Source organism: Streptomyces sp. NPDC003027, from assembly GCF_053591435.1.
Window position 1 is genome coordinate 22,823 of record NZ_JBSFTU010000051.1, and the last position, 22,036, is coordinate 44,858.

The following is a 22,036-nucleotide window of genomic DNA, read 5'->3' on the forward strand; positions in this document are numbered from 1 at the left end:
GACGGATCGCCGAATCCTGCCACCGTCCGAAAGACCGCCTATTCACCCGTCGGCAGGAGCGGGGGACCCACTTTTCTCTCCGGTTCGGAAATCCGGATCGGATCGGGGTGAAGTCGCACGCGTGCGGCCGGGCATCTCCAGCCCGAACCCGACAGCTCACCCCGCAGGCGCCGGAGAGGAACTCGTCATGCCCGCACACGGTAAGCACCGGCGCCCCAAGCCACGCCCTCTCTCCCGGGGCATCGCCCTCGCGAGTACGGGCGGCGCCGCACTGGCCCTGCCCCTGGTCGCGACCGCCGCCGCCCACGCCGCTCCCGCCACGGCGGCCGGCGCTCCCACCGGAATCGCCGCGGAGAAGACCGCCGCGAGGACCGTCGAAAAGATCAGAGAAACGCTTCCCGCGACACCCGGAACCGCCGCCGAGAAGTACACGGTGGAGCGCGGTGACTCCCTTTCGGTGATCGCGGCGGAGCAGAGGGTTCCGGGTGGCTGGAAAGTCCTGTACCGCATCAACCGCAGCGCCGTGGGTGACAACCCGTCACTCATTCACCCTGGTCTCGAACTGACGATTCGCAAGCAGTCGGCGGGCGCCCCCGAGGCGCAGCCGAAGACTAAGGCGAAGGCCAAGGCGAAGGCAGCGCCGAAGGCCGAGGCGAAGCCGAAGAAGGCCGCGACGTCCACCACCGACCGCGCCAGCCGTTCCCAGGAGCGCGGCGCCGCCGGCCAGGCGCCGACGGCGGCCACGGCGGCTGCCCCGGCCGCCCCATCGGCCGCCAAGCAGTACACCAACGACCTCGACGGCTGGATCCGGGAGTCGCTGGACGTCATGGCCCGGTACGGCATCCCCGGCACGTACGACGGCATCCACCGCAACATCATGCGCGAGTCCTCGGGCAACCCGCAGGCGATCAACCTCTGGGACTCCAACGCCGCGAAGGGCACCCCCTCGAAGGGCCTGCTCCAGGTGATCGAGCCGACCTTCCTCGCCTACCACGTGCCCGGTACGTCGATGGACCTCTTCGACCCGGTCGCCAACATCACCGCGGCGTGCAACTACGCCGCCGACCGCTACGGCTCCATCGACAACGTCAACGGCCCCTACTGATCCGGCGCCGCGCAGGAGGGGCTCCGGGCCGTCGGCCAGGAGCCCCTCTCGTACGTTCGTCCTGCGGTGGAGCGGGGCCGACGGCCGGGGAACGTCGGCACTCAGCGTGCGATGTCCGCCTTCGGCCCCATGACGACGACCGGTTCCTTCCGCGGGTCCAGCGCGCGCAGGAGTCGCGGCATGACGTCGCGGGGAAGCGAGACGCACGCCTGGGTGGGTCCGCCGTGGTCGACGTGGATCCATACGCCTCCGCCCCGCCCGAGTCCGAGGGGCCGTTCCTTGTTGAGCGGGGTCGTACCGGGAACGCGGTTGTAGTCGATGGCGATCACGTAGTCGAAGGAGCCTTCCAGCGGCTCCCCGGCGAAGCCGGTGCCGTCGAGCGCGAACTCCTCGTCCTGGTCGTACGGCAGCAGCGTGCCCGGGTCGGGCAGTCGTCCGCCGGCGTCCCCGATGCGGAACACGCCGATCGGGGTGCGCAGATCGTCCGCCACATGGCGGGGGGTCCAGCCGCGCAGCGCGTTGTGCGCGGACCACGGTCCCGCCACGCGACGCCACTGCTTGCGTTCGTCGCGTTCGTAGAGCACGGCGGTGGCCCGGTTGGTGTCCGCCGTCTCTCCGAGTACGACGAGGGCCTGCCCGGTGCCGTCGGGCACCCGCCCGCGGGTGAGCGGTCCCACTCCCGGGATGCGGTCGGCCGAGGACGGCGTCGGCGGAGGGGTGGGGCGGTCGTGGGGTGCGGCGTCTCGTTGGCCGGGCGGTCCCGCCGCTCCCGTGATGGGTGGCAGGGGCGGTGTCTTCGTGCAGGCGGCGAGGAGCAGCGCTGCGCACAGGGTGCTCATCAGCGCTCGGGCGGCGGCCTTGCGGACGGGCATGGGACAGCATCCTCCGAGGTTGGGGGAAGCAACGCAGCGATCCGTACCCGATCCGCGTCCGACTCTGTCCCCCGGCCCGCACACTCACCCGTCCAGGGCACGCGACCGGCCGATGCCCCTATGGCGGCGGCGTCCTCGTCCGGCCCGGGACGGCGGGCCGGGGCGGGTGGTCGCCCTCCGGAGGAGGATCAGGCGGCGAGCCCCAGCCGCTGGCGCACCACGATCGCGTTGAGGCGGATCGCGTACGGGGCGACGTCGGCGATCTCCAGGGCGCCGACCCGGGCCTTGTCGAGGCCGACGGTCACGTCGATGCAGAAGGCGATCGCGTACATGTACGCGCCGGTCTCCTCGTCCTGCAGCGCGAAGAACAGGTCCCGGTAGTAGCTGGTCCGGTCCTCCGCCTCTTCGTAGTACGAGAGCCCCGGCTCGCCCTCCTGCGCGGCGAGGCCGGTGAACGCGTGGACGAGCTCCTTCTCGATGGTGCCCCAGAAGGCGGCGTCCGCGAACTCTCCGGGGAGCGCCTGGCGTACGGCCTCCTTCAGGGAGAGCACCATGACCATCACGGGGGCGTTCTCCTGGAGTCCCCAGCCGCGGACCATCTTCACGATGTCGCTGTCGGGTATGGCGGCGGCCGCCGCCCTGATGTTGTCGAAGTCGAAGTTGACGGTCGCCGGGGCGATCGCCTGCTGGAACAACCGGTCGATGGCGTGGGCCTGGTCGAGATGGCCCGGGCCCACCTCGATGACGGTCTTGAAGTCGGCGGTCAATGCTCCTCCTGCGGTGTCGGGCTGATCAAGGAGGGGTCAGTATGCCGAGGGGGCGGTCCGCGGGGCGACGGCGTCCCGCCGTGCGGACGGCGCCGCCCGCACGGGGCCCGGCCACCGCCCGCCCGAGGACCGTCGGCGGCCGCGCGCCGTCCCCGCCGTCGGTCGATGTCTCGCGCCGGGCCGTGGCCGTCCGGCGTGGCACTGCCCTGCGCAGGGCTGACCTTCGGTGGACACGGGGAATCAAGGAGTCGGATCACCTCGTCCAGATCGAACGCGACGCCGAACTGGCCGACCTCATGGTCCGCTTCTTCACCGGCCAGCCGTGCGAGACGCTCCCCTGCCTGAACCCCGTCGAGTCCTTCGACAGCCCCGCGCGCCGGTCGGCGGCCGGCTAGTACGGCAACGGTCTTCAGGGCGTGTCCGAGAAGTGGCCGGCGAACCAGTCGGCGGCGAGGTCGCCGACCCGTTCCAGGGCTCCGGGCTCCTCGAAGAGGTGGCCGGCGCCGGGGACGACCACGAGCCGGTTCTCGCAGCGCAGTCGCCTGCGCGCCTCCTCGTTCAGGTCGAGGACCAGCGGGTCGGCACCGCCCACGATCAGGAGGGTGGGGGCCCGGACCTCGGCGAGGCGGGGGCCCGCGAGGTCGGGGCGGCCGCCTCGCGACACCACCGCGGCGACGGAGGCGGACGGGTCCGCGGCGGCCCACAGGGCGGCGGCCGCGCCGGTGCTGGCGCCGAAGTAGCCGCGTGGGAGCCCTCCCGTTCCCGGCCGGTCCGCGAGCCAGGCCGTGGCCTGGGCGAGGCGGTCGGCCAGCAGCGCCGTGTCGAAGACGTTGGCCCGGTCGGCCGCCTCCTCCTCGTCGAGCAGGTCGAACAGGAGCGTTCCCAGGCCGGCGCGGTTCAGGGCGCCGGCCACGGCGCGGTTGCGGGGGCTGTGCCGGCTGCTGCCGCTGCCGTGCGCGAAGAGCACGATCCCGGTGGCCCCTTCGGGGACCTTCAGACGTCCCGAGACCCGCACGGTGTCCAGCGGGATGTCCACGTCCGTGTCCTGCGGGGTGATGCCGCCGGCGGGTGCGGCGGCCGTGCCGTGCGAGGCACGGTTGCGCTCCAGGTGGGCGAGGACCTCCTCCTCGGCGGTCTGGGAGAAGTCGCTGTAGAACTGGCCGATCGCGTAGAAGAAGTCGGGCTCGTGCACGGCCACCGTCTCGTCCGCCTCCCCCCGGACCCGGGCGGACCAACCGTGGGGCGCGACCGGGACGGCGAGCACGATCCGGGCGGCGCCCCTGGCCCGGGCCACCCGGCAGGCGGCGACCGCCGTGGCTCCGGTCGCCAGGCCGTCGTCCACCACGATGACCGTCCGGCCCTCCAGGTGGACCGGCTGCCGCGACCCGCGATAGCGCTGGGCCCGCTGTGCGAGGACCGCGCGCTCGCGCTCCTCCACGTCCGCGATGGCACGGTCGGAGACGCCGGTCTCGCGCAGTACCCGCTCGTTGACGACCCGTACGCCTCCCTCGCCGATGGCGCCCATGGCCAGCTCCGGCTGGTACGGCACCCCCAGCTTGCGTACCAGGCAGACGTCCAGGGGAGCGCGGAGGGCGTCGGCCACCTGGGCGGCGACGGGCACGCCGCCGCGCGGCAGCCCGAGGACCACGACGTCACGGCCCTTGAGGTGGTCCAGGCGGGCGGCGAGTTGCCGGCCCGCGTCGGTGCGGTCGGTGAAGAACATGGCGTGTTCGACTCCCTGGTCTGGAGAGCGGTGCGCGGGCGCGTGCCTCTCGCTCGGCGCGCGCCGCTACGCGACCGCGGCGGTCAGCGTGCCGTCCGGGGCCAGGTCCACCCGCGCACCGCGCGGGCGGCTGATCCGGCCGAGGACGCCGTGGAGCCACCGCGTGTCCCGGCCGGAGGCGTGTTCCAGCCGCATGCGCCGGGCCCGCAGGGGGATCATGCGCACCTCCTGGAGGCCGCCGTTCTCGGCGGTCACGGAGACGATGGGGAGAATCCGCAGGTCGTCGCGGTACCGCTCGTATCCCGCGATGCCCTCGTAGTCGTTGATCAGATCGCCGCAGCCGTGCAGGACGAGCTTGCCCCGGTACACCTCCAGCGGCCGTGGATGGTGCGAGGAGTGCCCGTGCACGATGTCCGTACCGCCGTCGATGAGGGCGTGCGCGAAGGCGACGTCGGCGGACGTGAGGGCGTAACCCCAGTTCGAGCCCCAGTGGAGGGAGACGACGACGATGTCGCCGGGGCCCTTCTCGTCCCGTACGCGCGCGCTGAGGCGGGCCGCGGCGGCGCCGCTGGGCGCGGCGGTGTAGTGGACGCCGCTCCGCTGCGGGCCGGCGGCCCAGCCGGGCGGGATGCCACTGGAGGCCATGCCGACGGCGAAGACGAGCACCCGGCCGCCGCCGGGGAGGCGGACGACCGCGGGCCGCCGCGCCTCGTCGGCGTCCCGGCCGGCTCCGGCCGTGCGCAGCCCGGCGTCGGCGAGAGCGTCGAGGGTGTCCTCGAGGCCGCGGGGGCCGTAGTCGAGTACGTGGTTGTTGGCCAGGGCGCACACGTCGGGGCGTACGGCGGCGAGGGCGGGCAGGTTGGCGGGGTGCAGCCGGTAGTGGATGGGCTTGCCGGGGGCCGCGTCGCCGTCCGCCGTCACGGCCGTCTCCAGGTTCACGACGCGGACGTCGGGCGGATCGGCGGCGAGGGCGCCGAGGGCGTCTCCCCAGGGGTAGGCGAAGTCCACGGGCCGGGGGATCGGCCCGTTCGCGGCCTCGGCCAGCTCCACATAGCTCCGTGCATCACGCACGTACTGCTCGTGGAGGACCGGATCGGCGGGGTGGGGAAGGATCTGGTCGACTCCCCGGCCGAGCATCACGTCTCCGCTGAGGAACAGCCTGACCAGGTCAGTGCCCATACGTCCAGGGTAGGCGCGGCAGGGGGGCGGACGAACGGCCCGCGCCCGGGAGAGGCGGGCCGCTCGTCGCTAGAAGTCGCCGTAGTCGACCTGCCAGGTCGGCAGGCCCATGCGGCGCCACACCGCGACGACACGGTCGCGGTCGTCCAGACTGACGCGTACGGCGTAGCGGTGGCGGACATGCGCGTCGAAGAGTTCGGCCTTGACGATGTCGTCGGCGCGGCCGTCACCCGACGCCCGCATCCACAGCTCGTCGTAGGGCACCTCGTGCTGCCGGAGCCATGCCTCCGTCATCGCGCGGTGGTCCTCGCCGCGTCCCGAGAGAAGGACGATCGTGTCGCGGTGGGCGCCCTGGAAGGCCCGCAGGGCGTCCCGTACGGCGCCGTTGAGCGCGTCGAGATGGCAGCGGGTGAAGTCGTACGGGCTGCGGTCCCGGCGCAGGGCGAGGGTGCCGTCGATGTCGCACATCACCGCGGACGGCAGCGCGGGATCGGGAACGTACGGCGTGACGGAGGGCCGGTCGTTCAGCCAGGCGTCGGTCAGCCGCCAGCCGCCCCTGGTGGCCTTGGCGTGCTTGTCGGCGAGGATGCGGATGATCTCCTCGCCGACCGGACGCGCCCGTGCGGCGTCGCGGCGGACGCATTCCTCGACCGGCACACCGGTGAAGTCGTGGACCACGAAGGTGGCCCGGCCGGCCACCGCCGCTTTGAGACGCTTGGGGACGTGGGGCGTGAGATGCGTGTTGTCGACCACGACGTCGAATCCGCCGTCGACGGCCGCGCGCACGGCGGCGTCCTGGATGCCCAGGACGGTCTGCTCGTGCGCGTGCGAGCGGCCCCGTTCGGGGGCGGGCAGGTCGAGCATGGTCCGCAGGTCGTCGAGGTTGACGCGCCGCATCCGGCCCTCGGACCGCGTCTGGAGCTCCCTCGCGGCCGTCGTCTTCCCCGAGGCCGGCAGCCCGGTCATGACATGTACGACTGGCACGGTCTCAGTTCTCCTGGTCGGTCGTGAAGGGGTCGGCCGCCTCCGGGCGCACGGCGCGCCAGACGACGAGGTCGGTCGGCCGCCCGTCGAGGCGCAGGAACATCGCCGCCCGGAGGCCCTCGTCGCGCAGGTCGCGTACGGCGCGGGCGAACGCGGCCCGGTCGTCGGCCAGATGGGCGATGCTCCGGTAGGCGTCGTCGATGGCGCGCCTCCGCGCCTCCGCCTCGTCCTCCAGGCGTGCGATCACGCCGCGCACCCAGGCGTCGAACTCGTCCGGGACCTGTTCGAGCAGGGCGTCCAGCGGCCGGCCGCCCGAGGCCCTGATGCCGACCAGCTCGGCGACCGAGCAGCCCAGGCCCTGGGCGAGCCGCTTGACGGACATCCCGGCGAAGCGCTGGATGCCGTGGCTGCGCCAGATGTCCCGTTCGGTGACACCGGTCAGGACCTTGTGGAGCCGTACGTACTCGGACAGTTTCGCCTTCGCCCGTACGCCCGAGGCGAAGCGCAGCACGAATCCCTCGGCGTCCATGCCGGTGGCCGCGCGCCCACCGGGCAGGGTGTTCGACTCCGTCATCGCGATCAGCTCGTCGATCTCCATGGCGGGCCACACCGTGACGACGGAGCCGATGTCCTGCCAGTGGGCGGCGGCGTCGGCGAGCGGTATCTCCGTGCCGTCGGCGGCGAAGGCGGCGAGGAGCACGAGGTCACGGCGGTCGCCGTAGTCGACGACGATACGATTCTTCGGGTAGAGGATCTCCGCCAGGTAGGTCACCCCGGGGACCAGCGCCGCGGTGTCGGTGCGGTCGAGCCGGCGCTGCGCCCACGTCGCCTGCGCGCTGATGAACGACCCCTTGGAGGCGACCCGCCACCGGCCCGCGTAGTGGAAGACCACCGCCAGGCTGCCGTCGACCTTGTCGTAGACCTCGAACGGCTCGTCGGGCAGCGCGGGCGCGTAGGGCTGCCCGGCCTCGTGCTCGCCGATGTTGAAGAACTTCGGCAGGGGCAGGGCGACGATCTCCCCGGTGACGTCGTCGGCGACGAGCCCACGGCAGCGCGTGGTCACCCTGTTCCAGATCCGCTCGTACTGGCACGACCGTGTGTACGTGTAGATCGACAGCGGCAGTTCGGGGTGCGCCTTGCGAGTGACGTGCCCGGCGTCGAGGGCGGCGGCCAGTTCCTCGGGCGGCAGCAGACGGTGCAGAGTCAGGGTGCCCTGGCTCATGGGTTCCTCCTGGTTCGTGGTGACTCATTGTCATGTACGGGAACCCGTGGGCGACAGTGATTTAGGCGTGCGCGCGGCAGGGCGCCGGTTCGTGACCCGCCGCAACTGGATCGGCGCCTCCGGCGTCCCTGTCATCGGCGCACCGCCCCGCGCCGATGAGTGCCGATGACGGCTGATGACAGGGGCACCGGAGAGGACGGCACGGTCGTGGCAGAGCGGACGGGGACTCCGGGGGTGCGGCGGCGCCGTGGGCTGGTCACGGCGGCGGTGACGGCCGTGCTGGGTTGCGCCCTGCTGCTCCACTCCTCGCTCCCCCGGCTGCCGGGGCATCCCGTCGGGCTGCTGGAGACCTTCCTGCCGTGGCTGGGGTCGGCGGTGCCGGCCGGGCTCGTCCTGGGGGCCGTGCGCCGCTCGGGCGTCGCGGTGGTGGCCTGCCTGGTGCTCGCGGCCGTCTGGGCGGGCGTGTTCCGCGAGGCCCTGCTGCCTCGGGAGCCGGCCACGTACGACATGACGCTCGTGCAGCACAACGTCAGCGACGAGAACGCCGACCCCTCGCGCGTGGCGCGGACCGTCCTCGGCGCCGACCCCGACCTCGTCGCTCTCCAGGAGCTGACCCCTGCCTCTCTGCCGGTGTACCGCGCGGCGCTCGCCCGGACGCATCCCCATCACGCGACCGTCGGCACGGTGGGGCTCTGGTCGAAGCACCCCGTGAAGGACGTCACCCGTGTCGACATCAAGCCCCGGGCGGTGGGCCCCGGCTGGGATCGGGGGCTGCGCGCCGTGGTGCGAGCACCGGGCGGGGACATCGCGGCCTATGTGGCGCATCTGCCGTCGGTCCGTATGCGCCTCACCGAGGGGTACGCGACGGGGTGGCGCGACGAGAGCGCGGCTCTGCTGGGCCGCGCGCTCGCGGGCGAGCGGGAGGACACGGTGCTGGTTCTCGGCGACCTGAACGGCACCCTGGACGACCGGGGGTTGCGCCCGGTGACCACGCATGTACGGGGCAGCCGGGCGGAGTTCGCGTTCAGCTGGCCGGCCGGGTTGCCGCTGGCCCGTATCGACCATGTGCTGGCGCGCGGCGCGAAGGTCGTCGAGACGTGGACGCTGCCGGACACCGGCAGCGACCATCTGCCCGTCGCGGCGCGGGTGCGGTTCTGAGCGGTGGATCGCCGAGGAGACGCGACCGGGAGTCAGGTCAGGACCACACACCCTCGGCGCCGGAGCTCCGCCACGAGCGGCAGTTCGGGGTCGATCTCGTTCCACCGCAGGTCCAGCTTCTCCAGCGACGGCATCCGCGCGAGCCACTCCGGCAGCCGGTCGATGCGATTGCTCCGCAGGTCGATCTGGCGCAGCAGAGGCAGACGGGCCAGGGAGTCGGGCACCTCGGCCAGTGTGTTCTCCCGCAGGTCCAGGTGGCGTAGCTCGCGCAGGCGGCCGACCGAGTCCGGCAGGCGGCAAAGGTCGTTGCCGCGCAGCCACAGCTCGCGAAGGCCGGCGAGGTGGCCGACGGAGTCGGGCAACGAGGTCAGCCGGCTGTGCTGCGCGCGCAGTTCGACCAGTCCGGTCATGTCGCCCAGGGTGTCGGGAAGGGCGGACAGCGGGTTCTCCCCGACGTTGAGATAGCGCAGGTTCGTCAGCCGGCCCAGGCCGGCGGGGAGCCGGGTCAGCCTGTTGTCGTGCAGATAGAGGCAGTCGCTCAACCCCGACAGGTCGCCCAGTTCCTCGGGCAGTTCGGCGAGGGCGTTGTGGCCGAGATCGAGTGTGCGCAGCCGCGTCAGCCGCCCGATCTCGGGCGGGAGCGCTGTCAGCCCGTTGTCCGCGAGGATGAGGACGCGCAGGTCGGTGTGGTGCCAGACCGACTCCGGCACATGACCGAGTCGTCGGCGCCACAGGTTCACCGTGAGGCTCATGTCAGGCTTCCCTTCACCTCGGGACGGGGCCGGCGACGCTCCGCCCCGACCTTGCCACAGGGTCGGCGCAGTGAGGCAGTCCGGGGAGTCCGACGGCATGCCACATCGGCGACCAGGGCACAGAGCATGGCCCAAGGACGCTCGGCGGCTCTCCGTAACCCGTGACGCCCCGCGATTTCCCCCATGGCGGCGGTGTTCTTCCCCAAGCGGGGTAGGCGGCCTCCATAACGAGCAGTCGGACGAAGGGGAACATCATGGTCGTAGCGGTGGTCGTCGGGGTGTGTGTCCTTCTGTTCATTCTGGGGCTTCTGGTGCCGAAGCTGTCCCACGGCCCGCAGAAAGGGGCGCAGAAGTCCCTGGGGGTAGGGGCACGAGGTGCCGACAAGGCTCCGGGTTTCCTCGGCCGCTGGCTGAGCAAGCCGTTCCACAGCAGTAACCGCGCTGCCGGGCGAAGCGCTCGCGCCGGGCGCAAGGGACGGTCCCGCCTGCCGTTCTGACTCCGCACACGGCATCGCCCGCGGGCGGCCGGGCGGCGGCGGGCGGGGCCCTGGGTGCCCGGCGCGTCGTCCATCGGATAAGCTGCGGGCTCGGGAGAGAGGCCGCGCGGTGCCAACGGAAGTGGACCGGGCAACGGTGAGCGGCCACCGGCGCCGACGTAGGAGACCAGAGCGTGGATGCCCCACACGACGCGGACGGGCCCTGCCCCACGCCGTCGCCAGGCAGGGCTCTACTGGAGGTGGGTCCCCTGTCCGGTCGTCCAGGAGTACGCGCCACCGGCGAGATCAACGTACTCACCCGCACTTCCTGGGAAGACGCCTTGTCGGCCATGGCACGGTGCCACGAGGACGTCTCCTACGTGGAGATGTCAGAACTGCAGTTCGTCGACGTCGCCGGTGTGGCGGCTCTGGCGGTCACCTCACTGAAGCTGTCCGGTGGCCGCATCATTCTGGAAGAACCGCCGTCCGAGCTACGGCGCATATTGGATATTTTCTGGCCCGATCTGCCGACCATTGAGGTGGTGCCGCGATGAATACGGTTGCCACTGAGGAGTCGTTCGTGCACCCGGCGCTGTTCTACCGGGACGAGCGGGAGTACACAGCCGGGACGGTGCCTTTCGTACAGGAGGGCCTGGCCGCCGGAGAAGCCGTGGCGGTAGCGGTGCCCGGCCCGAACCTCGAACTGATCAAGTCCGCCCTCGGGTCGAGCGCGGACGATGTCCAGTTCCTCGACATGACGGAAGCCGGCCGCAATCCCGGCCGGATCATCCCGGGAGTGCTGAGAGCGTTCGCCGACGCCCACGGGGAAGGCCGCGTCCGCATCATCGGCGAGCCGATCTGGGCCGGCCGCACCGCCACGGAATATCCGGCGTGCGTGCAGCACGAGGCGTTGATCAACGCGGCCTTCCAAGGCCGTGACGCGACCATCCTGTGCCCCTACGACACGGTACGCCTGGATGCCGAGGTGATCGCTGACGCCTGGGCCACGCATCCCACGGTCATCGACCAGGGCCGTGAACTGAGCAGCGAGGCCTACGACTGGCACACGGTTGTCGCCCGCTACAACGAGCCCCTGGCGTATCCGGTGGACGCCGCCGCCATCGCGTTCGGCGCCGAGGAGCTTCCAGCGGCCCGCTACTTCGCGGTCAAGCAGGCCGAGGTGCTGGGCCTGACCGGGGACCGGGAGCAGGACCTCGCGCTTCTGGTGGCGGAGCTGACGACCAACAGCGTGGTCCACGGCGGTGGTTCGGGCACCCTGCGGATGTGGGCGGAAGGCGAACGGGTCGTGTGCGAGGTCCGGGACGGGGGCCGCCTGGCCGACCCGCTCGCCGGCCGCCGACCGCCGGCACGTGGCCAACTGGGTGGGCGTGGTCTTCTTCTGGTCAACTATCTCGCCGACCTCGTCCGGGTCCACACGGCCGAGGACGGCACGACCGTCCGCTTCTACCTCAACCGCTGATCGCCCAAGCCGCGCCGCTCCACCTGCCTGCCGTCCGCGCACGGACGGCAGGCCGTGATCCCACCGGCTGCTCCGCCTGGGCGACGGCCGATCCGGCGCGCTCCGGTCCGCCCCCACCATCAGCCTCGCCGGTCGCGGCCGGAGAATCAGCACTGAACGACCGGCCTCTCTCCGCCCGAAAAGCATTCCTGGGCGGAGGACTACAGGAAGCGGCGTACGAGGAGGACGGCCGCCTCCCTGGCACGCTGGACGACCGAGCGCTTCTTCCAGCGGCCGTCGCTGATCTTCTCACTCACTTCCAGGTCGCGGTCGAAGTGCTCGTCGAGCGTGGCGGTGAAGGTCTCGTCCAGGATGGCGAGCATGACCTCTTCGTCGTGGTCGAGCGACCGTCGGTTGAAGTTGGTCGAGCCGATCAGGGCAGCGGTCCGATCCAAGGTGATGATCTTGGCGTGCATCATCGTCGGCTGGTAGTGGTATATCTTCACGCCACAAGCGGTCAGGACCTCGTAGAAGCGTTGCCCGGCCAGCTGGCAGACCCGCTTGTCGGTGTGAGGGCCCGGGAGCAGGATCTCCACCTCGACCCCGCGCCGTGCCGTGGCACACAGCAGCTCGGCGAAGTAGGCGTCGGGGGCGAAGTAGGCGGTCGCCAGGCGAACCCGCTCCTCGGCGGATTCGAGCATCACGCGGATCAGCGTCTGCATGTCCTGCCAGCCGATGCTGGCCGAACCGCGCACCACCTGCACCACCGCATCGCCCTGCGGCTCGTGCTCGACGAAGCGGTCGCGCTCGTCGAAGAGTGCGTCATGGCACTCGGCCCAGTTCTGGGCGAACGCGGCGGCGATGCCGTCCACCGCGGGACCCCGTACTTCGACGTGGGTGTCGCGCCATTCGCTCTCGTTGCGGGCATCGCCGCACCACTCCTCGGCGATCCCGACGCCGCCGGTGAAGGCCACGTGCTCGTCCACGACGAGGACCTTGCGGTGGCAGCGGTGGTTCTGCTTGAACGGCGAGAGGTGGAGCGGTTTGCGGAACCAGGACACCTGGACTCCGGCCTGCTCCATCGCCACCAGCTGCTCCTTCTCGATCAGCCGGCTGCCGAACCCGTCCAGGAGCAGACGCACCCGTACCCCTGCGCGGGCCCGCTCCGCCAGAGCCCGGGCGAAATCGTGCGCTATGTCCCCGCGCCAGTAGACAAAGGTCATCATGTCGACGGTGTGCTCGGCGGAACGGATCGATGCCAGCATGGCCTCGAAGATCTCGTCCCCGTTGCGCAGGGCCGTCACGGAGTTCCCCTCCGTGGCGGCGATACCGATCAGACGCTCCAGGCGCCGCCGGAGGCGGTGCTTGCGTTCACCGGACGGAAGCGGAGGGGCCGGATCGCCGGGGGCCTCCTGTCTCGACTCCCGCATCTCGTGCGTACGTGTCATGACTCACCTGACCGACAGAGAAGGGATGGGCGCCGACGGGAGACACCGGCGCCGGAGGAGCCGGGCGGCATCACCGGCCGATCGCGTGACAAGCCTCGACACGCCCGTACCGACCCTCCCCCCGACCCGGCGGGAGCGCGCCAGGGGAACACCTCGCGTGGCGCGCCCTGAGCCCTGCTCACCGAGTGGTGAGCATGCCTTCGCGGAGCTGCTTCAACGTGCGGGACAGCAGGCGGGAGACGTGCATCTGGGAGCAGCCGAGACGTTCGCCGATCTGGGACTGGGTGAGTTCTTCGACGAAGCGCATGTGGATGATCTGCCGGTCGCGGTCGTCGAGTTCGGCGATGAGGGGCGCGAGGGCGTTGAAGTCCTCGACGAGTTCCATGGCGGGGTCCTCGGCGCCGATGAAGTCGGCGAGGGCGGCCTCGCCGTCCTCGTTGTCGCCATTGATCGTGGCGTCGAGGGAGGAGGAGTTGTATCCGTTGGAGGCCAGACGGGCTTCGATGACCTCTTCCTCCGACAGGCTCATCAGCTCGGCCAGCTCCTTGACCGTGGGGGTGCGACCGAGCCGGGTGCCCAGCTCCTCGGTGGCGCGGGCGAGCTCCACACGCGCCTCCTGGAGACGGCGCGGGACGTGAACGGCCCAGGAGGTGTCGCGGAAGAACCGCTTGATCTCGCCGACGACGTAGGGGACGGCGAACGTGGCGAACTCGACCTCGCGCGTCAGCTCGAAGCGGTCGATCGCCTTGATCAGGCCGATCATGCCGACCTGGATGATGTCCTCCATCTCGTCGGCGCCACGGCTGCGGAAGCGGCCTGCCGCATAGCGGACGAGCGACATGTTCATCTCGATGAGAGTGTTGCGCGCGTACTGGTGCTCGTGGGTGCCCTCTTCCAGCACCGCCAACTGCTCGAAGAACAGCTTCGACAGGATGCGGGCGTCCTTGGGAGCGACCTGGAGCGGATTGTCGACCGACGGCAGGCACGCCACATCGTTCTCCACCTGCGTCCTCTTAGCCGTCGTCAGCACTCTCGGGCCCTCCCTCATCAGCCGGCACTCATCTCGACCCCCGTGGGGAGCCCGCCTACCCACAGCGGAGCCGAGCATGCGTGCGCCTCTCGCCCGATCGAGCTCGCCGTCGGCCTGGTCGACGCGCCCGACGAGGCGTCGGGCCGAGTGCGGTCGCGCTCCAGCCGGTGTCCGGCGGCAGTCAGGGCGGGACAGGCCCCGGCCGGCCTCTCCGGTCAGTGGGGCGCCGACCGTGCGCGGCGGGGCCAGCCGTAGCCGTCGATGAACTGCTCCAGGACGGGCGAGGTCCCGGTGGCGAGCAGGACGCAGGCGTCGATCCCGTCGGCGAAGGACGCGCCGGGGCCGCCGACGGCTCGCTCCATCCGCTCCTGGGAGCTGATGCCGATCAGTCCGCCGTCGACGATGTGCCGCCACACCGTCGCGTACCGCCTGCCGGGGAGGACCAGTTGGGCCGAGCCGGCCCGGGGGCGGGGGCCGAGGAACCGCAGGTGCAGCTTGAGCAGCGGGTCCCGGCCGCCCATGCCGGACCAGCCGGTGGCGACCTCCATCCGGCCGTAGGTGTCCGCGCCTCCCCCCTCGTCGAGGATCGCGAACGCCTCGCGAAGCTGCGGTATGACGCCGAAGGTCCGCTCGTCCTCGTGGACGTAGACGACGAAGAGCGGTTCCAGCGGTTCGAGGCCCGATCCGTCCCCCGCCGACATGATCCCGGCCGCGGCGACGAACACCGTGCCGGCCAGGAAGTCCTGGCGGTGTCTCGCCTCGTCCTCGGGTGTGAACGACGTCTTGCGCAGCTGGGGCTCGTGTGTCGGCCGTGTCGGCTCGTCCTGGTTCACGGCGGGGAGGCTTCCCCCCGCCCCGAGGCGTACACCTCCGTCGCGCCCTGGCGCACCCGTACGCCTCCGTGCGCCGGGCGCGGGCCGCTCACTCCACTGACGGACCGGTGGTGGGGCCGCTCCAGTCGGCGGGGATCCGGGCGAGCCGGATGCGCTGCGGGTGATCGCCGACGGCGACGCTGGCGATCTTGCGGCCGGTGGCGAAGTCGAGGGCCGTCACCCGGTCGGCGCCGCTCTCGGAGATGACGCAGGAACGGCCGTCCCCGCTGACGGTCGCCCAGTAGGGCTTGGCCGCCTCGACCAGCGGCCCTTCCTTCAGCGTCGCCCGGTCGACGACCGTGGCGTAGTCGTCCATGGTGCCGGCGACGCAGAGCCGCTTGCCGTCCGGGCTCATCGACATGCCGTGGTGGCGCGAGTCGTTGACCCAGGTGGTGCGGTTCGGGTCGGTCGCCGCGTTCTTGGGGAGTTCCTTGACGCGGGTGATCCGGTCGGCGGCGACGTCGTACTCGACGAATCCGTTGAAGAAGGAGACCTGGAAGTAGAGCGTGGACTCGTCGGGGGTGAAGGCCACCGGCCGTACGGCGTCGGAGAGGTCCTCGCGGCCGAAGGCGTCGAGGCGGGCACGCATGTCGACGACCCGTACGGGCTCGAAGGTGCGGGCGTCGACGACGGTGATGCGGCGGTCGCCCTTGGTCCAGTCGAGCCACGGCTCGTCCAGGGCCGTGGTGACTTCGCCGATCGACATGTTCCAGAGGTAGCGGCCGTCGGCGCTGAAGACGTTCTCGTGCGGCTTGTCGCCGGTGGCGAACGAGCCCACCTCCTCGCCGGTGACGATGTCGAGAACGTGCACGGTGTTGGAGGTGGAGGCGGAGACGGCGACGCGGGTGCCGTCGGGCGAGACCGCCATGTGGTCGGAGCGGAAGCCCGAGACGGGGAAGCGCCAGTTGATCGCTCCCGTACGCAGGTCGAGGGAGACGACGTCGGCGAAGCTGGGGCGGGAGACGACCATGGCCGAGCCGTCCGGTGTGGCGTACATGTCGTCCACGAACTGGTCGTGCCCCTCGCCGGGGCCCTGGCGGATGCCGAGGAAGTAGGCCAGTTTGACGGGGTTGAGGCCGATCTCCCACATCCGCTGCTCGCGGTCGGGGATCACGTTGACGCGACCGATCCGCCGGAAGTCGCCGGTGGAGCGGATGACGTCGGCGGTGCCGTCCCAGTTGTTGCCCACGAACATCACCTCCCGCAGGCCGGTGGTGCCCTGGTCGCTCGGCGCCGCGGCCACGGTTCCGCCGTTGCCGGCGGTGATCGCGAGGACGGCGGCGAGGGAGCCGAGCAGGAGGCGGCGCGCGCCGCGACCTGTGCGGGGAGCAGACATCCGGGTTCCTTCCAGGGGACGGCCGGCCGCCGACGACCTTGCGGCGAAAGCGAGTTACTCGAAAGTAAGCAGTTGCCGCCGCCGCCACAAGAGTCGGTGCGGAAAACAAGTCGGATCGTGCGCCGACCGCCCGAGCCCCCGCTCCCGGCTCCCGGCGGGCGCCACCGGGCCGCGCTCGTAGTGGAGAGGCGCGGCCGAGGCCGTCGGCCGGCGAGGCGGGGATCGGCGGGGTGGTGGGCAGCGGCTCGAAGCCGAGCGGTTCGGTGGGGCGGACGGGGAAGCTCGTCGGGAGGCGAAGGCGTCGCCTGCCTCCGGAGGGTTGCATTTCGGCCACGCCGGGCCCTCACTCCGCGCGGGGCGCAACCGAGGAATAGGTCCAGGCGGCCGGCGGTTCTGGCCTGGCGTGGCACTTCGCCGCACGGTTCGGAAGGAAGCTCCATGAAGATCGGCATCATCGGCGCGGGGAACATCGGCGGCAACCTCACCCGCCGGCTCACCGCCCTCGGTCACGACGTCTCCGTCGCCAACTCCCGCGGCCCGCACACCCTCACCGCCCTCGCCGAGGAGACCGGAGCGACGCCCGTTCCCGTCTCCGAGGCGGCGCGCGGCGCCGAGATCGTCGTCGTCACCGTTCCGCTCAAGGCCGTCCCCGACCTCCCCGCCGGCCTCTTCGACGGCGCGGTGGACGGCTTCGCCGTCATCGACACCGGCAACTACTACCCGCAGCAGCGCGACGGTCGCATCGCCGCCATCGAGGACGATGGACTGACCGAGAGCCGCTGGACCGAACAGCACCTCGGGCACCCCGTCATCAAGGCCTTCAACGGCACCTACGCCGACGACCTCCTGGACAAGCCGCGTCCGGCCGGTGACCCCGAGCGGATCGCGCTTCCGGTGGCGGGCGACGACGAGGTGGCCAAGAAGACCGTATGCCGGCTGATCGACGAGCTCGGCTTCGACACCGTCGACGCGGGTGGCATCGACGACTCCTGGCGCCAGCAGCCGGACACCCCGGTCTACGGCCTGCGCGGCGGGGTCGAGGCTGTGACACGGGCCCTGGCCGAGGCCTCGCCCGAACGGCCCGAGGCGTTCCGCGGCTGACCGTTCCTTCGGACGCGGTGGGGGAGGCCCGGCGCGCGGCTGCACTCCTCGGGGGATGGAGCCCGTGCCGTTCCTCCTGGTCAGCGACGCTCCTTTGGACGTTCCGCTGACGTCGTCCCGCGTCCCTGGTCGGGAACGCGCCTTGCGGACGACGGGCGTTGACGGATTGGATCATCAACGCCCCGCACGGCTTCCGGCTCAGGACCTGGTACAGAAGGAAGCGAATGCCACCCATGCTCGACGGCTGCACGCCCTGGCCCGAGGAGTTCGTCGACCGCTACTGGGCGGCCGGGCACTGGCGTGGCAATACGCTGGACAACCTGCTGCGCGGCTGGGCCCTGCAGTACGGCCCCCGAACCGCGCTCGTGCACGGCGGCACCCGCATCACGTACGCGAACCTGAACCGTCGCGTGGACCGCATGGCCGCCGGACTCCGGCTGCGCGGGTTCCGGCCCGGACAACGGGTCGTCGTCCAGCTGCCGAACGTCCCCGAGTTCGTCGTCTGCGTGTTCGCGCTGATGCGCGCCGGCGCGGTCCCCGTGTTCTGCCCCCTCTCGCTCCGCACGGCCGAGGTGTCCCACCTCGTGCGTCTCACCCAGGCGGCCGGCTATATCGGTCCCTCGACGTACCAGGGCTTCGACCACACGGCGATGGCCGCGGACATCGCGGCCCGATGGCCCTTCCTGCGCCGGGTGTTCACTCTTGAGGCGCCCGGATCCTCGTCCCCGTCCGGCGGTCTGACGACCGACCCGTCGGGCTGCCACTACTCCCCGCTGGGCTCCCTCGACGCCCCGCCCGAGCCGGCGCTCGCGCGGAGCGCCGACCAGGTGGCGTTCTTCCTGCCCTCCGGTGACACCACCGCGGCGCCCCGACTCGTCCCGCGTACCCACAACGACTACGCCTATCAGGCGGGGGCCGTCGCCGAGTCGGTGGCGCTCACCGAGAACGACGTGTATCTCGCCGCGCTGCCCGCCGCGTCCGACTTCACCTTCGGCTGCCCCGGCATCGTGGGCACCCTCTCCGTCGGCGGCACCGTCGTCCTGGTCGATGACCCGGGCCCGGCCGAATGCCTCGCGGTCATCGGACGAGAGCGGGTCACCCTCACGTCGCTGACGCCCTCCGCCGCCCAGCTCTGGCTCGACGCACTCCCCGCCGTCCAGGCCGACATGAGCGCTCTGCGTCTCGTACAGATCGGCGGCGGGCCCTTGGACCGGGCGACCGCCGAACGGATCGGCCCCGAACTGGGCTGCCGCCTCCAACAGGTCTTCGGCATGCCCGAGGGTGTGCTCACTCTCACCCGGCCCGCCGACCCGGACGAGACCGTGCTCACCACGCAGGGCCGCCCGCTCTCGCCCGACGACGAGATCCGCATCGTCGACGGCGACGGCGAGGAGGTGCCCGACGGGGAGCCCGGCGAGGTCTTGGCCCGCGGTCCGTCCACCCTGCGGGGCTACTACCGCACGCCCGACCACAACGCCCACTCCTTCACCAGCGACGGCTACTTCCGCACCGGCGTCCTCGCGCGGCGCACCTCGGACGGGGACCTGGTGGTGACCGGCCGGCTCCAGGACGCCCCGCGGCCGGGCTGATCGCGAAGATTCACCTCGCGGTCACGGTCGGAGCCGGCCCGTACACCCGGCAGAACCCGTCCGACCTGGGATGCGGCAGGATGAGCGCATGAACGGACAACGGGGAAGCACAGAAGGCCAGTCCATCGCGGATCTCGCCCGGCGGCTCGTCGCGGCGGACGCCGGCGGCTGGACGCCGGACGGGGTGAGGGCCTTGGCGGCCGAGCTCGGCTGGGCCTGGAGCGGTACGCCGGACAAGCCCGTCCTGATCACGGGCCGGCAGTCGGGCGACGCCCGTCTGCGCCCGGTGGGCACGTACGAGGAGCGTTACGCCGACGGCGAGTCGTACGTGGAGCTCGCGGTCCCGGTGGCGAGCGCCGCACCGGACGCCGCGGCGCAGGCCGCGGCCTTCCGCGCCGTCAGGGAGGAGTTGACGGCCGCGCTGGGCAAGCCGTCCGTCATGGGCTCGCACGGCGACATGGGCCCCTTCTACGACAGCGGGCCGCTCTGGGGCGCCCCCTTCACGCGCTGGCGCGGCCGGCCTGACACCCTGGAACTGCGTGCCGGGGCGTCGGGGCCGGAACTGGTCCTGCAGCCCACCGACCCGGCGGAGAACTGGTTCTGGCGCCAGGGCATCGGCGAGGAGCACTCGATCAGCGGCTTCTTCGGCAGCAACCGCGACCAGGCCAACGCGGGTCTCGGCTTCCCCGGCGGCTGGACCGCACAGAGGTGGGAGACCGTCATCCGGTCGCTCGACAACTTCCTGGGGGCACTGCCCGCCGAGGCCACCGCCCTCGGCATCGGGATCGGGATGCCGTTCTACGGGCGCACGGGCAGTGGCTCACCCCTCCTCTTCGACGTGTCGTGCGGCGACCGGCTGTCGATCGGCTGTTTCGCCCCGGACGGTGTCGACGCCGCCGCGCTCGGCTGGGGCACGGTCGCCCAGCACCCCGGCACGGCGTCGGTCTGGAGCGACGACGATCCGGTGTGGCGCGTGGACGCGGGCGGCCCCGGCGAACCGAAGGGACGCGCACTCGCGGAGATGCTCGTGGCGACGGCCAGGGCGGCGGGGGTGAGCGAGCCGGCCGATCTGATCGTCGGCGGTGAGGCCGAGTACGTCGACGGTTACCACGTCCGGTACTACGGGCTGGGTCTTCCCACCGGCTGACCTCTCCCGGAGGGCACCCGCGGGCGTCCCGGCCGGCCGCCAGGCCCATGGCGGTCTGCGGGCGTCACAGTTGCTGCGCACGGCCGGCGCGTACGACACGCGACGCGCCGACCGCCCGCCCGTGCCGTACCGACCGCACGCCGGCGCCCGCCCTGCGCAGTGCCCGTCCGCCGCAGGTGCGCAGCTGGGAGCGGGAGAGGCGGGCACGCTGGCCGCCGCTGGTGATCAGGGCGTTGACCGGCGCCATCGGATCGGCTCCCACCGACTTCGCGAGCAGGACGCCGACGACCAGGGGGACGAGCGCCACGGCCAGCGCCGAGCCGGTGGTCGTGACGTGCTGCATGCGGCGGTCGCGCCGGGTGTCCGAGGTCATGGTCCGTATCGAACCAGCGCGGGCCGGGGCCGGGCATCGGACGCCGTACTCAGTTCACGCGTCCGCGGCTACTCAGTGCCTACGGCAGCAGGAGGCGGAACTCCGTACGTGCGAGGGCCGCTTCCGACGCGTCGAGTACGCGGCCGGAGCGGCGCGTCCCCCGGCGGGGCCGGGTACGGTGCGGTTGCGTGGACGGTCGACCGCACCGTACCCGGACGAAGGAGCACCGAAATCATGGCCGACTACCGCATCGAGACCGTCCGCAACGGCTACCGCGACTGGACCGCCCGCAACGACCGCGGCGCCGAGGTCCGGATCGGTGCGGCGGACGACGACTCCACCCAGCCGTCGTTCACACCGGTCGAGCTGCTCCTCGCGGCGATGGGCGGGTGCGGCGGCCTGGTGATCGACCGCACGGCGCGCGCGGTGGACCACGACGACCTGCGGATCGTGGTGGAGTCGGTGTCGGGGCCGGAGGACGACGGGCGGGTGGGCCGGATCAGGGTGAGTTACGAGTTCGAGCTTCCGGAGAGCAATCCGCGAGCCGCCGAGGTCTTCGCGCGGGGTGTTCGGCTGACGCACGAGAAGCACTGCACGGTGAGCAGGACCGTGGAGCACGGCGCCTCGGTGGAAGCGGTCCTGCCGGACGGCACGGTCGGCTTCCGGGCCGGCTGACGCCGCGCGGCCGGAGTGTCCCGGTTTGGGATCGTGGCGCGCGGTGACACGCAGGGAGTGACGCGGACGCCGACGACCGGGAGGAGACGACCGTGACCCTCGAAGGCAAGCACGTGCTCGTCATGACGACGAACTACGGCACGGAGCAGGACGAGCTGAAGAAGCCTGTGGCGGCCCTGCGCGAGGCGGGCGCGCGGGTCACCATCGCGGCCCAGAGGCCGGAGACCGTCCAGACCCTGGTGTCCGACCGGAAGCCCGGTGACAGCGTGCGGCCGGACACGACGTACGGCGAGATGTCGGCCGACCGGTTCGACGCCGTGGTGGTACCCGGCGGGACCATCAACGCCGACCACCTCCGGATGGACGAGGCGGCGTGCGAGCTGGTGACGTCGTTCGCCGAGGCCGGCAAGACGGTGGCGGCGATCTGCCACGGGCCCTGGCTGCTCGTCGAGAGCGGGCTGGTCAAGGGCCGGGAGCTGACCTCGTACCCGTCCTTGCGGACCGATGTGACCAACGCGGGCGGGACGTGGGTGGACCGGCAGGTGGTGGTCGACTCTTCCGAGGGCTTCAAGCTGATCACCTCGCGCAAGCCGGGCGACCTGGAGCCCTTCTCCCAGGCGATCATCGAAGCACTGGGAGGGACGGAGTCCTGAGGAGTCCCGGGCCGCGGAGTTCCCCGGCCCCGGACTTCTGGGCCCCGGCGACGGCCTTCCGGCCCGGCGCCGGGGCCCCCCCGGGGGGCGCGGGCGCCCCCCCCCCGGAGGGGGT

23 protein-coding genes and 1 riboswitch are annotated in these 22,036 nt (G+C 71.9%); of the genes, 11 read left to right on the forward strand and 12 right to left on the reverse strand.

Annotated features, from left to right (window positions below; genetic code table 11):
• The first annotated feature begins 25 nt into the window (after positions 1 to 25).
• A riboswitch (cyclic di-AMP (ydaO/yuaA leader) is annotated at positions 26 to 185 on the forward strand.
• Positions 186 to 187: 2 nt separating this feature from the next.
• Complete coding sequence (locus ACWDX6_RS27035) at positions 188 to 1,105, forward strand: LysM peptidoglycan-binding domain-containing protein (protein WP_451487491.1); 918 nt, start codon at positions 188 to 190, stop codon at positions 1,103 to 1,105.
• A gap of 101 nt (positions 1,106 to 1,206) precedes the next feature.
• Here the strand turns inward: ACWDX6_RS27035 and ACWDX6_RS27040 are convergent, their stop codons facing one another.
• Positions 1,207 to 1,977, reverse strand: a complete 771-nt coding sequence (locus ACWDX6_RS27040; RefSeq protein WP_451487492.1) for a hypothetical protein — start codon at positions 1,975 to 1,977, stop codon at positions 1,207 to 1,209.
• A gap of 188 nt (positions 1,978 to 2,165) precedes the next feature.
• Positions 2,166 to 2,744: a Type-2Aa cytolytic delta-endotoxin gene (locus tag ACWDX6_RS27045; protein WP_451487493.1), complete on the reverse strand. Its 579-nt coding sequence runs from the start codon at positions 2,742 to 2,744 to the stop codon at positions 2,166 to 2,168.
• A gap of 41 nt (positions 2,745 to 2,785) precedes the next feature.
• On the opposite strand from ACWDX6_RS27045, the gene ACWDX6_RS27050 reads away from it, so the two are divergent.
• On the forward strand, positions 2,786 to 3,139 hold the full coding sequence (locus ACWDX6_RS27050; RefSeq protein ID WP_451487494.1) for a hypothetical protein: 354 nt from the start codon (positions 2,786 to 2,788) through the stop codon (positions 3,137 to 3,139).
• Positions 3,140 to 3,153: 14 nt separating this feature from the next.
• Here the strand turns inward: ACWDX6_RS27050 and ACWDX6_RS27055 are convergent, their stop codons facing one another.
• From ACWDX6_RS27055 to ACWDX6_RS27070, 4 genes are all read right to left on the reverse strand, one after another.
• The gene (locus tag ACWDX6_RS27055) at positions 3,154 to 4,467 is read right to left on the reverse strand and encodes a phosphoribosyltransferase family protein (protein ID WP_451487495.1); all 1,314 of its coding nucleotides are present in this window, start codon (positions 4,465 to 4,467) and stop codon (positions 3,154 to 3,156) included.
• Positions 4,468 to 4,533: 66 nt separating this feature from the next.
• Complete coding sequence (locus ACWDX6_RS27060; RefSeq protein WP_451487496.1) at positions 4,534 to 5,646, reverse strand: CapA family protein; 1,113 nt, start codon at positions 5,644 to 5,646, stop codon at positions 4,534 to 4,536.
• 69 nt (positions 5,647 to 5,715) lie between these two features.
• On the reverse strand, positions 5,716 to 6,630 hold the full coding sequence (locus tag ACWDX6_RS27065; RefSeq protein ID WP_451487497.1) for a phosphatase domain-containing protein: 915 nt from the start codon (positions 6,628 to 6,630) through the stop codon (positions 5,716 to 5,718).
• A gap of 4 nt (positions 6,631 to 6,634) precedes the next feature.
• Complete coding sequence (locus ACWDX6_RS27070) at positions 6,635 to 7,852, reverse strand: RNA ligase (protein WP_451487498.1); 1,218 nt, start codon at positions 7,850 to 7,852, stop codon at positions 6,635 to 6,637.
• A gap of 165 nt (positions 7,853 to 8,017) precedes the next feature.
• Between ACWDX6_RS27070 and ACWDX6_RS27075 the strand changes: the two genes are divergently transcribed.
• Positions 8,018 to 9,010 carry an endonuclease/exonuclease/phosphatase family protein gene (locus ACWDX6_RS27075; RefSeq protein ID WP_451487499.1) on the forward strand — a complete coding sequence of 331 codons (993 nt, stop codon included), beginning with the start codon at positions 8,018 to 8,020 and terminating at the stop codon, positions 9,008 to 9,010.
• A gap of 32 nt (positions 9,011 to 9,042) precedes the next feature.
• Here the strand turns inward: ACWDX6_RS27075 and ACWDX6_RS27080 are convergent, their stop codons facing one another.
• Entirely contained in the window at positions 9,043 to 9,762 is a 720-nt protein-coding gene (locus ACWDX6_RS27080) for a leucine-rich repeat domain-containing protein (RefSeq protein ID WP_451487500.1), read from the reverse strand.
• 254 nt (positions 9,763 to 10,016) lie between these two features.
• On the opposite strand from ACWDX6_RS27080, the gene ACWDX6_RS27085 reads away from it, so the two are divergent.
• The 3 genes from ACWDX6_RS27085 to ACWDX6_RS27095 all read left to right on the forward strand — a co-directional run bounded on the left by ACWDX6_RS27085 (position 10,017) and on the right by ACWDX6_RS27095 (position 11,718).
• The gene (locus ACWDX6_RS27085) at positions 10,017 to 10,259 is read left to right on the forward strand and encodes a DUF6411 family protein (RefSeq protein WP_451487501.1); all 243 of its coding nucleotides are present in this window, start codon (positions 10,017 to 10,019) and stop codon (positions 10,257 to 10,259) included.
• 239 nt (positions 10,260 to 10,498) lie between these two features.
• On the forward strand, positions 10,499 to 10,792 hold the full coding sequence (locus ACWDX6_RS27090) for an STAS domain-containing protein (RefSeq protein WP_451487502.1): 294 nt from the start codon (positions 10,499 to 10,501) through the stop codon (positions 10,790 to 10,792).
• Positions 10,789 to 11,718: an anti-sigma factor RsbA family regulatory protein gene (locus ACWDX6_RS27095; RefSeq protein ID WP_451487503.1), complete on the forward strand. Its 930-nt coding sequence runs from the start codon at positions 10,789 to 10,791 to the stop codon at positions 11,716 to 11,718. The genes ACWDX6_RS27090 and ACWDX6_RS27095 overlap by 4 nt, the downstream gene beginning before the upstream one ends.
• Positions 11,719 to 11,918: 200 nt before the next feature.
• Here the strand turns inward: ACWDX6_RS27095 and ACWDX6_RS27100 are convergent, their stop codons facing one another.
• From ACWDX6_RS27100 to ACWDX6_RS27115, 4 genes are all read right to left on the reverse strand, one after another.
• Positions 11,919 to 13,127 carry a phospholipase D-like domain-containing protein gene (locus ACWDX6_RS27100; protein ID WP_451487513.1) on the reverse strand — a complete coding sequence of 403 codons (1,209 nt, stop codon included), beginning with the start codon at positions 13,125 to 13,127 and terminating at the stop codon, positions 11,919 to 11,921.
• Positions 13,128 to 13,323: 196 nt separating this feature from the next.
• The gene (locus ACWDX6_RS27105; RefSeq protein WP_451487504.1) at positions 13,324 to 14,193 is read right to left on the reverse strand and encodes an RNA polymerase sigma factor SigF; all 870 of its coding nucleotides are present in this window, start codon (positions 14,191 to 14,193) and stop codon (positions 13,324 to 13,326) included.
• Between the two features lie 197 nt (positions 14,194 to 14,390).
• Positions 14,391 to 15,008, reverse strand: a complete 618-nt coding sequence (locus ACWDX6_RS27110) for a hypothetical protein (protein ID WP_451487505.1) — start codon at positions 15,006 to 15,008, stop codon at positions 14,391 to 14,393.
• Positions 15,009 to 15,096: 88 nt separating this feature from the next.
• On the reverse strand, positions 15,097 to 16,383 hold the full coding sequence (locus ACWDX6_RS27115; protein WP_451487506.1) for a YncE family protein: 1,287 nt from the start codon (positions 16,381 to 16,383) through the stop codon (positions 15,097 to 15,099).
• A gap of 393 nt (positions 16,384 to 16,776) precedes the next feature.
• Between ACWDX6_RS27115 and ACWDX6_RS27120 the strand changes: the two genes are divergently transcribed.
• From ACWDX6_RS27120 to ACWDX6_RS27130, 3 genes are all read left to right on the forward strand, one after another.
• Positions 16,777 to 17,484, forward strand: coding sequence for an NADPH-dependent F420 reductase (locus ACWDX6_RS27120; RefSeq protein WP_451487514.1), 708 nt, complete (start codon positions 16,777 to 16,779; stop codon positions 17,482 to 17,484).
• Positions 17,485 to 17,708: 224 nt separating this feature from the next.
• The gene (locus ACWDX6_RS27125) at positions 17,709 to 19,073 is read left to right on the forward strand and encodes a (2,3-dihydroxybenzoyl)adenylate synthase (RefSeq protein ID WP_451487507.1); all 1,365 of its coding nucleotides are present in this window, start codon (positions 17,709 to 17,711) and stop codon (positions 19,071 to 19,073) included.
• A gap of 88 nt (positions 19,074 to 19,161) precedes the next feature.
• Positions 19,162 to 20,220 carry a hypothetical protein gene (locus tag ACWDX6_RS27130; RefSeq protein WP_451487508.1) on the forward strand — a complete coding sequence of 353 codons (1,059 nt, stop codon included), beginning with the start codon at positions 19,162 to 19,164 and terminating at the stop codon, positions 20,218 to 20,220.
• Between the two features lie 64 nt (positions 20,221 to 20,284).
• Here the strand turns inward: ACWDX6_RS27130 and ACWDX6_RS27135 are convergent, their stop codons facing one another.
• On the reverse strand, positions 20,285 to 20,593 hold the full coding sequence (locus tag ACWDX6_RS27135) for a hypothetical protein (protein ID WP_451487509.1): 309 nt from the start codon (positions 20,591 to 20,593) through the stop codon (positions 20,285 to 20,287).
• A 234-nt stretch (positions 20,594 to 20,827) separates the two neighbouring features.
• On the opposite strand from ACWDX6_RS27135, the gene ACWDX6_RS27140 reads away from it, so the two are divergent.
• Positions 20,828 to 21,268 (forward strand): OsmC family protein, encoded by a 441-nt coding sequence (locus ACWDX6_RS27140; protein WP_451487510.1) that lies wholly within the window; start codon positions 20,828 to 20,830, stop codon positions 21,266 to 21,268.
• Between the two features lie 92 nt (positions 21,269 to 21,360).
• Positions 21,361 to 21,921, forward strand: a complete 561-nt coding sequence (locus ACWDX6_RS27145; RefSeq protein WP_451487511.1) for a type 1 glutamine amidotransferase domain-containing protein — start codon at positions 21,361 to 21,363, stop codon at positions 21,919 to 21,921.
• Positions 21,922 to 22,036 lie beyond the last annotated feature (115 nt).

Excerpts from the sequence above, each read along its gene's own strand:
- ACWDX6_RS27055 (WP_451487495.1), bottom strand. The coding sequence starts at position 4,467 with ATGTTCTTCACCGACCGCACCGACGCGGGCCGGCAACTCGCCGCCCGC.
- ACWDX6_RS27115 (WP_451487506.1), bottom strand. The coding sequence starts at position 16,383 with ATGTCTGCTCCCCGCACAGGTCGCGGCGCGCGCCGCCTCCTGCTCGGC.
- ACWDX6_RS27050 (WP_451487494.1), top strand. The coding sequence starts at position 2,786 with ATGCCGAGGGGGCGGTCCGCGGGGCGACGGCGTCCCGCCGTGCGGACG.
- ACWDX6_RS27135 (WP_451487509.1), bottom strand. The coding sequence starts at position 20,593 with ATGACCTCGGACACCCGGCGCGACCGCCGCATGCAGCACGTCACGACC.
- ACWDX6_RS27080 (WP_451487500.1), bottom strand. The coding sequence starts at position 9,762 with ATGAGCCTCACGGTGAACCTGTGGCGCCGACGACTCGGTCATGTGCCG.
- ACWDX6_RS27125 (WP_451487507.1), top strand. The coding sequence starts at position 17,709 with ATGCCACCCATGCTCGACGGCTGCACGCCCTGGCCCGAGGAGTTCGTC.
- ACWDX6_RS27040 (WP_451487492.1), bottom strand. The coding sequence starts at position 1,977 with ATGCCCGTCCGCAAGGCCGCCGCCCGAGCGCTGATGAGCACCCTGTGC.
- ACWDX6_RS27095 (WP_451487503.1), top strand. The coding sequence starts at position 10,789 with ATGAATACGGTTGCCACTGAGGAGTCGTTCGTGCACCCGGCGCTGTTC.
- ACWDX6_RS27105 (WP_451487504.1), bottom strand. The coding sequence starts at position 14,193 with ATGAGGGAGGGCCCGAGAGTGCTGACGACGGCTAAGAGGACGCAGGTG.
- ACWDX6_RS27085 (WP_451487501.1), top strand. The coding sequence starts at position 10,017 with ATGGTCGTAGCGGTGGTCGTCGGGGTGTGTGTCCTTCTGTTCATTCTG.
- ACWDX6_RS27140 (WP_451487510.1), top strand. The coding sequence starts at position 20,828 with ATGGCCGACTACCGCATCGAGACCGTCCGCAACGGCTACCGCGACTGG.
- ACWDX6_RS27035 (WP_451487491.1), top strand. The coding sequence starts at position 188 with ATGCCCGCACACGGTAAGCACCGGCGCCCCAAGCCACGCCCTCTCTCC.
- ACWDX6_RS27100 (WP_451487513.1), bottom strand. The coding sequence starts at position 13,127 with ATGCGGGAGTCGAGACAGGAGGCCCCCGGCGATCCGGCCCCTCCGCTT.
- ACWDX6_RS27070 (WP_451487498.1), bottom strand. The coding sequence starts at position 7,852 with ATGAGCCAGGGCACCCTGACTCTGCACCGTCTGCTGCCGCCCGAGGAA.
- ACWDX6_RS27130 (WP_451487508.1), top strand. The coding sequence starts at position 19,162 with ATGAACGGACAACGGGGAAGCACAGAAGGCCAGTCCATCGCGGATCTC.
- ACWDX6_RS27060 (WP_451487496.1), bottom strand. The coding sequence starts at position 5,646 with ATGGGCACTGACCTGGTCAGGCTGTTCCTCAGCGGAGACGTGATGCTC.
- ACWDX6_RS27075 (WP_451487499.1), top strand. The coding sequence starts at position 8,018 with ATGACGGCTGATGACAGGGGCACCGGAGAGGACGGCACGGTCGTGGCA.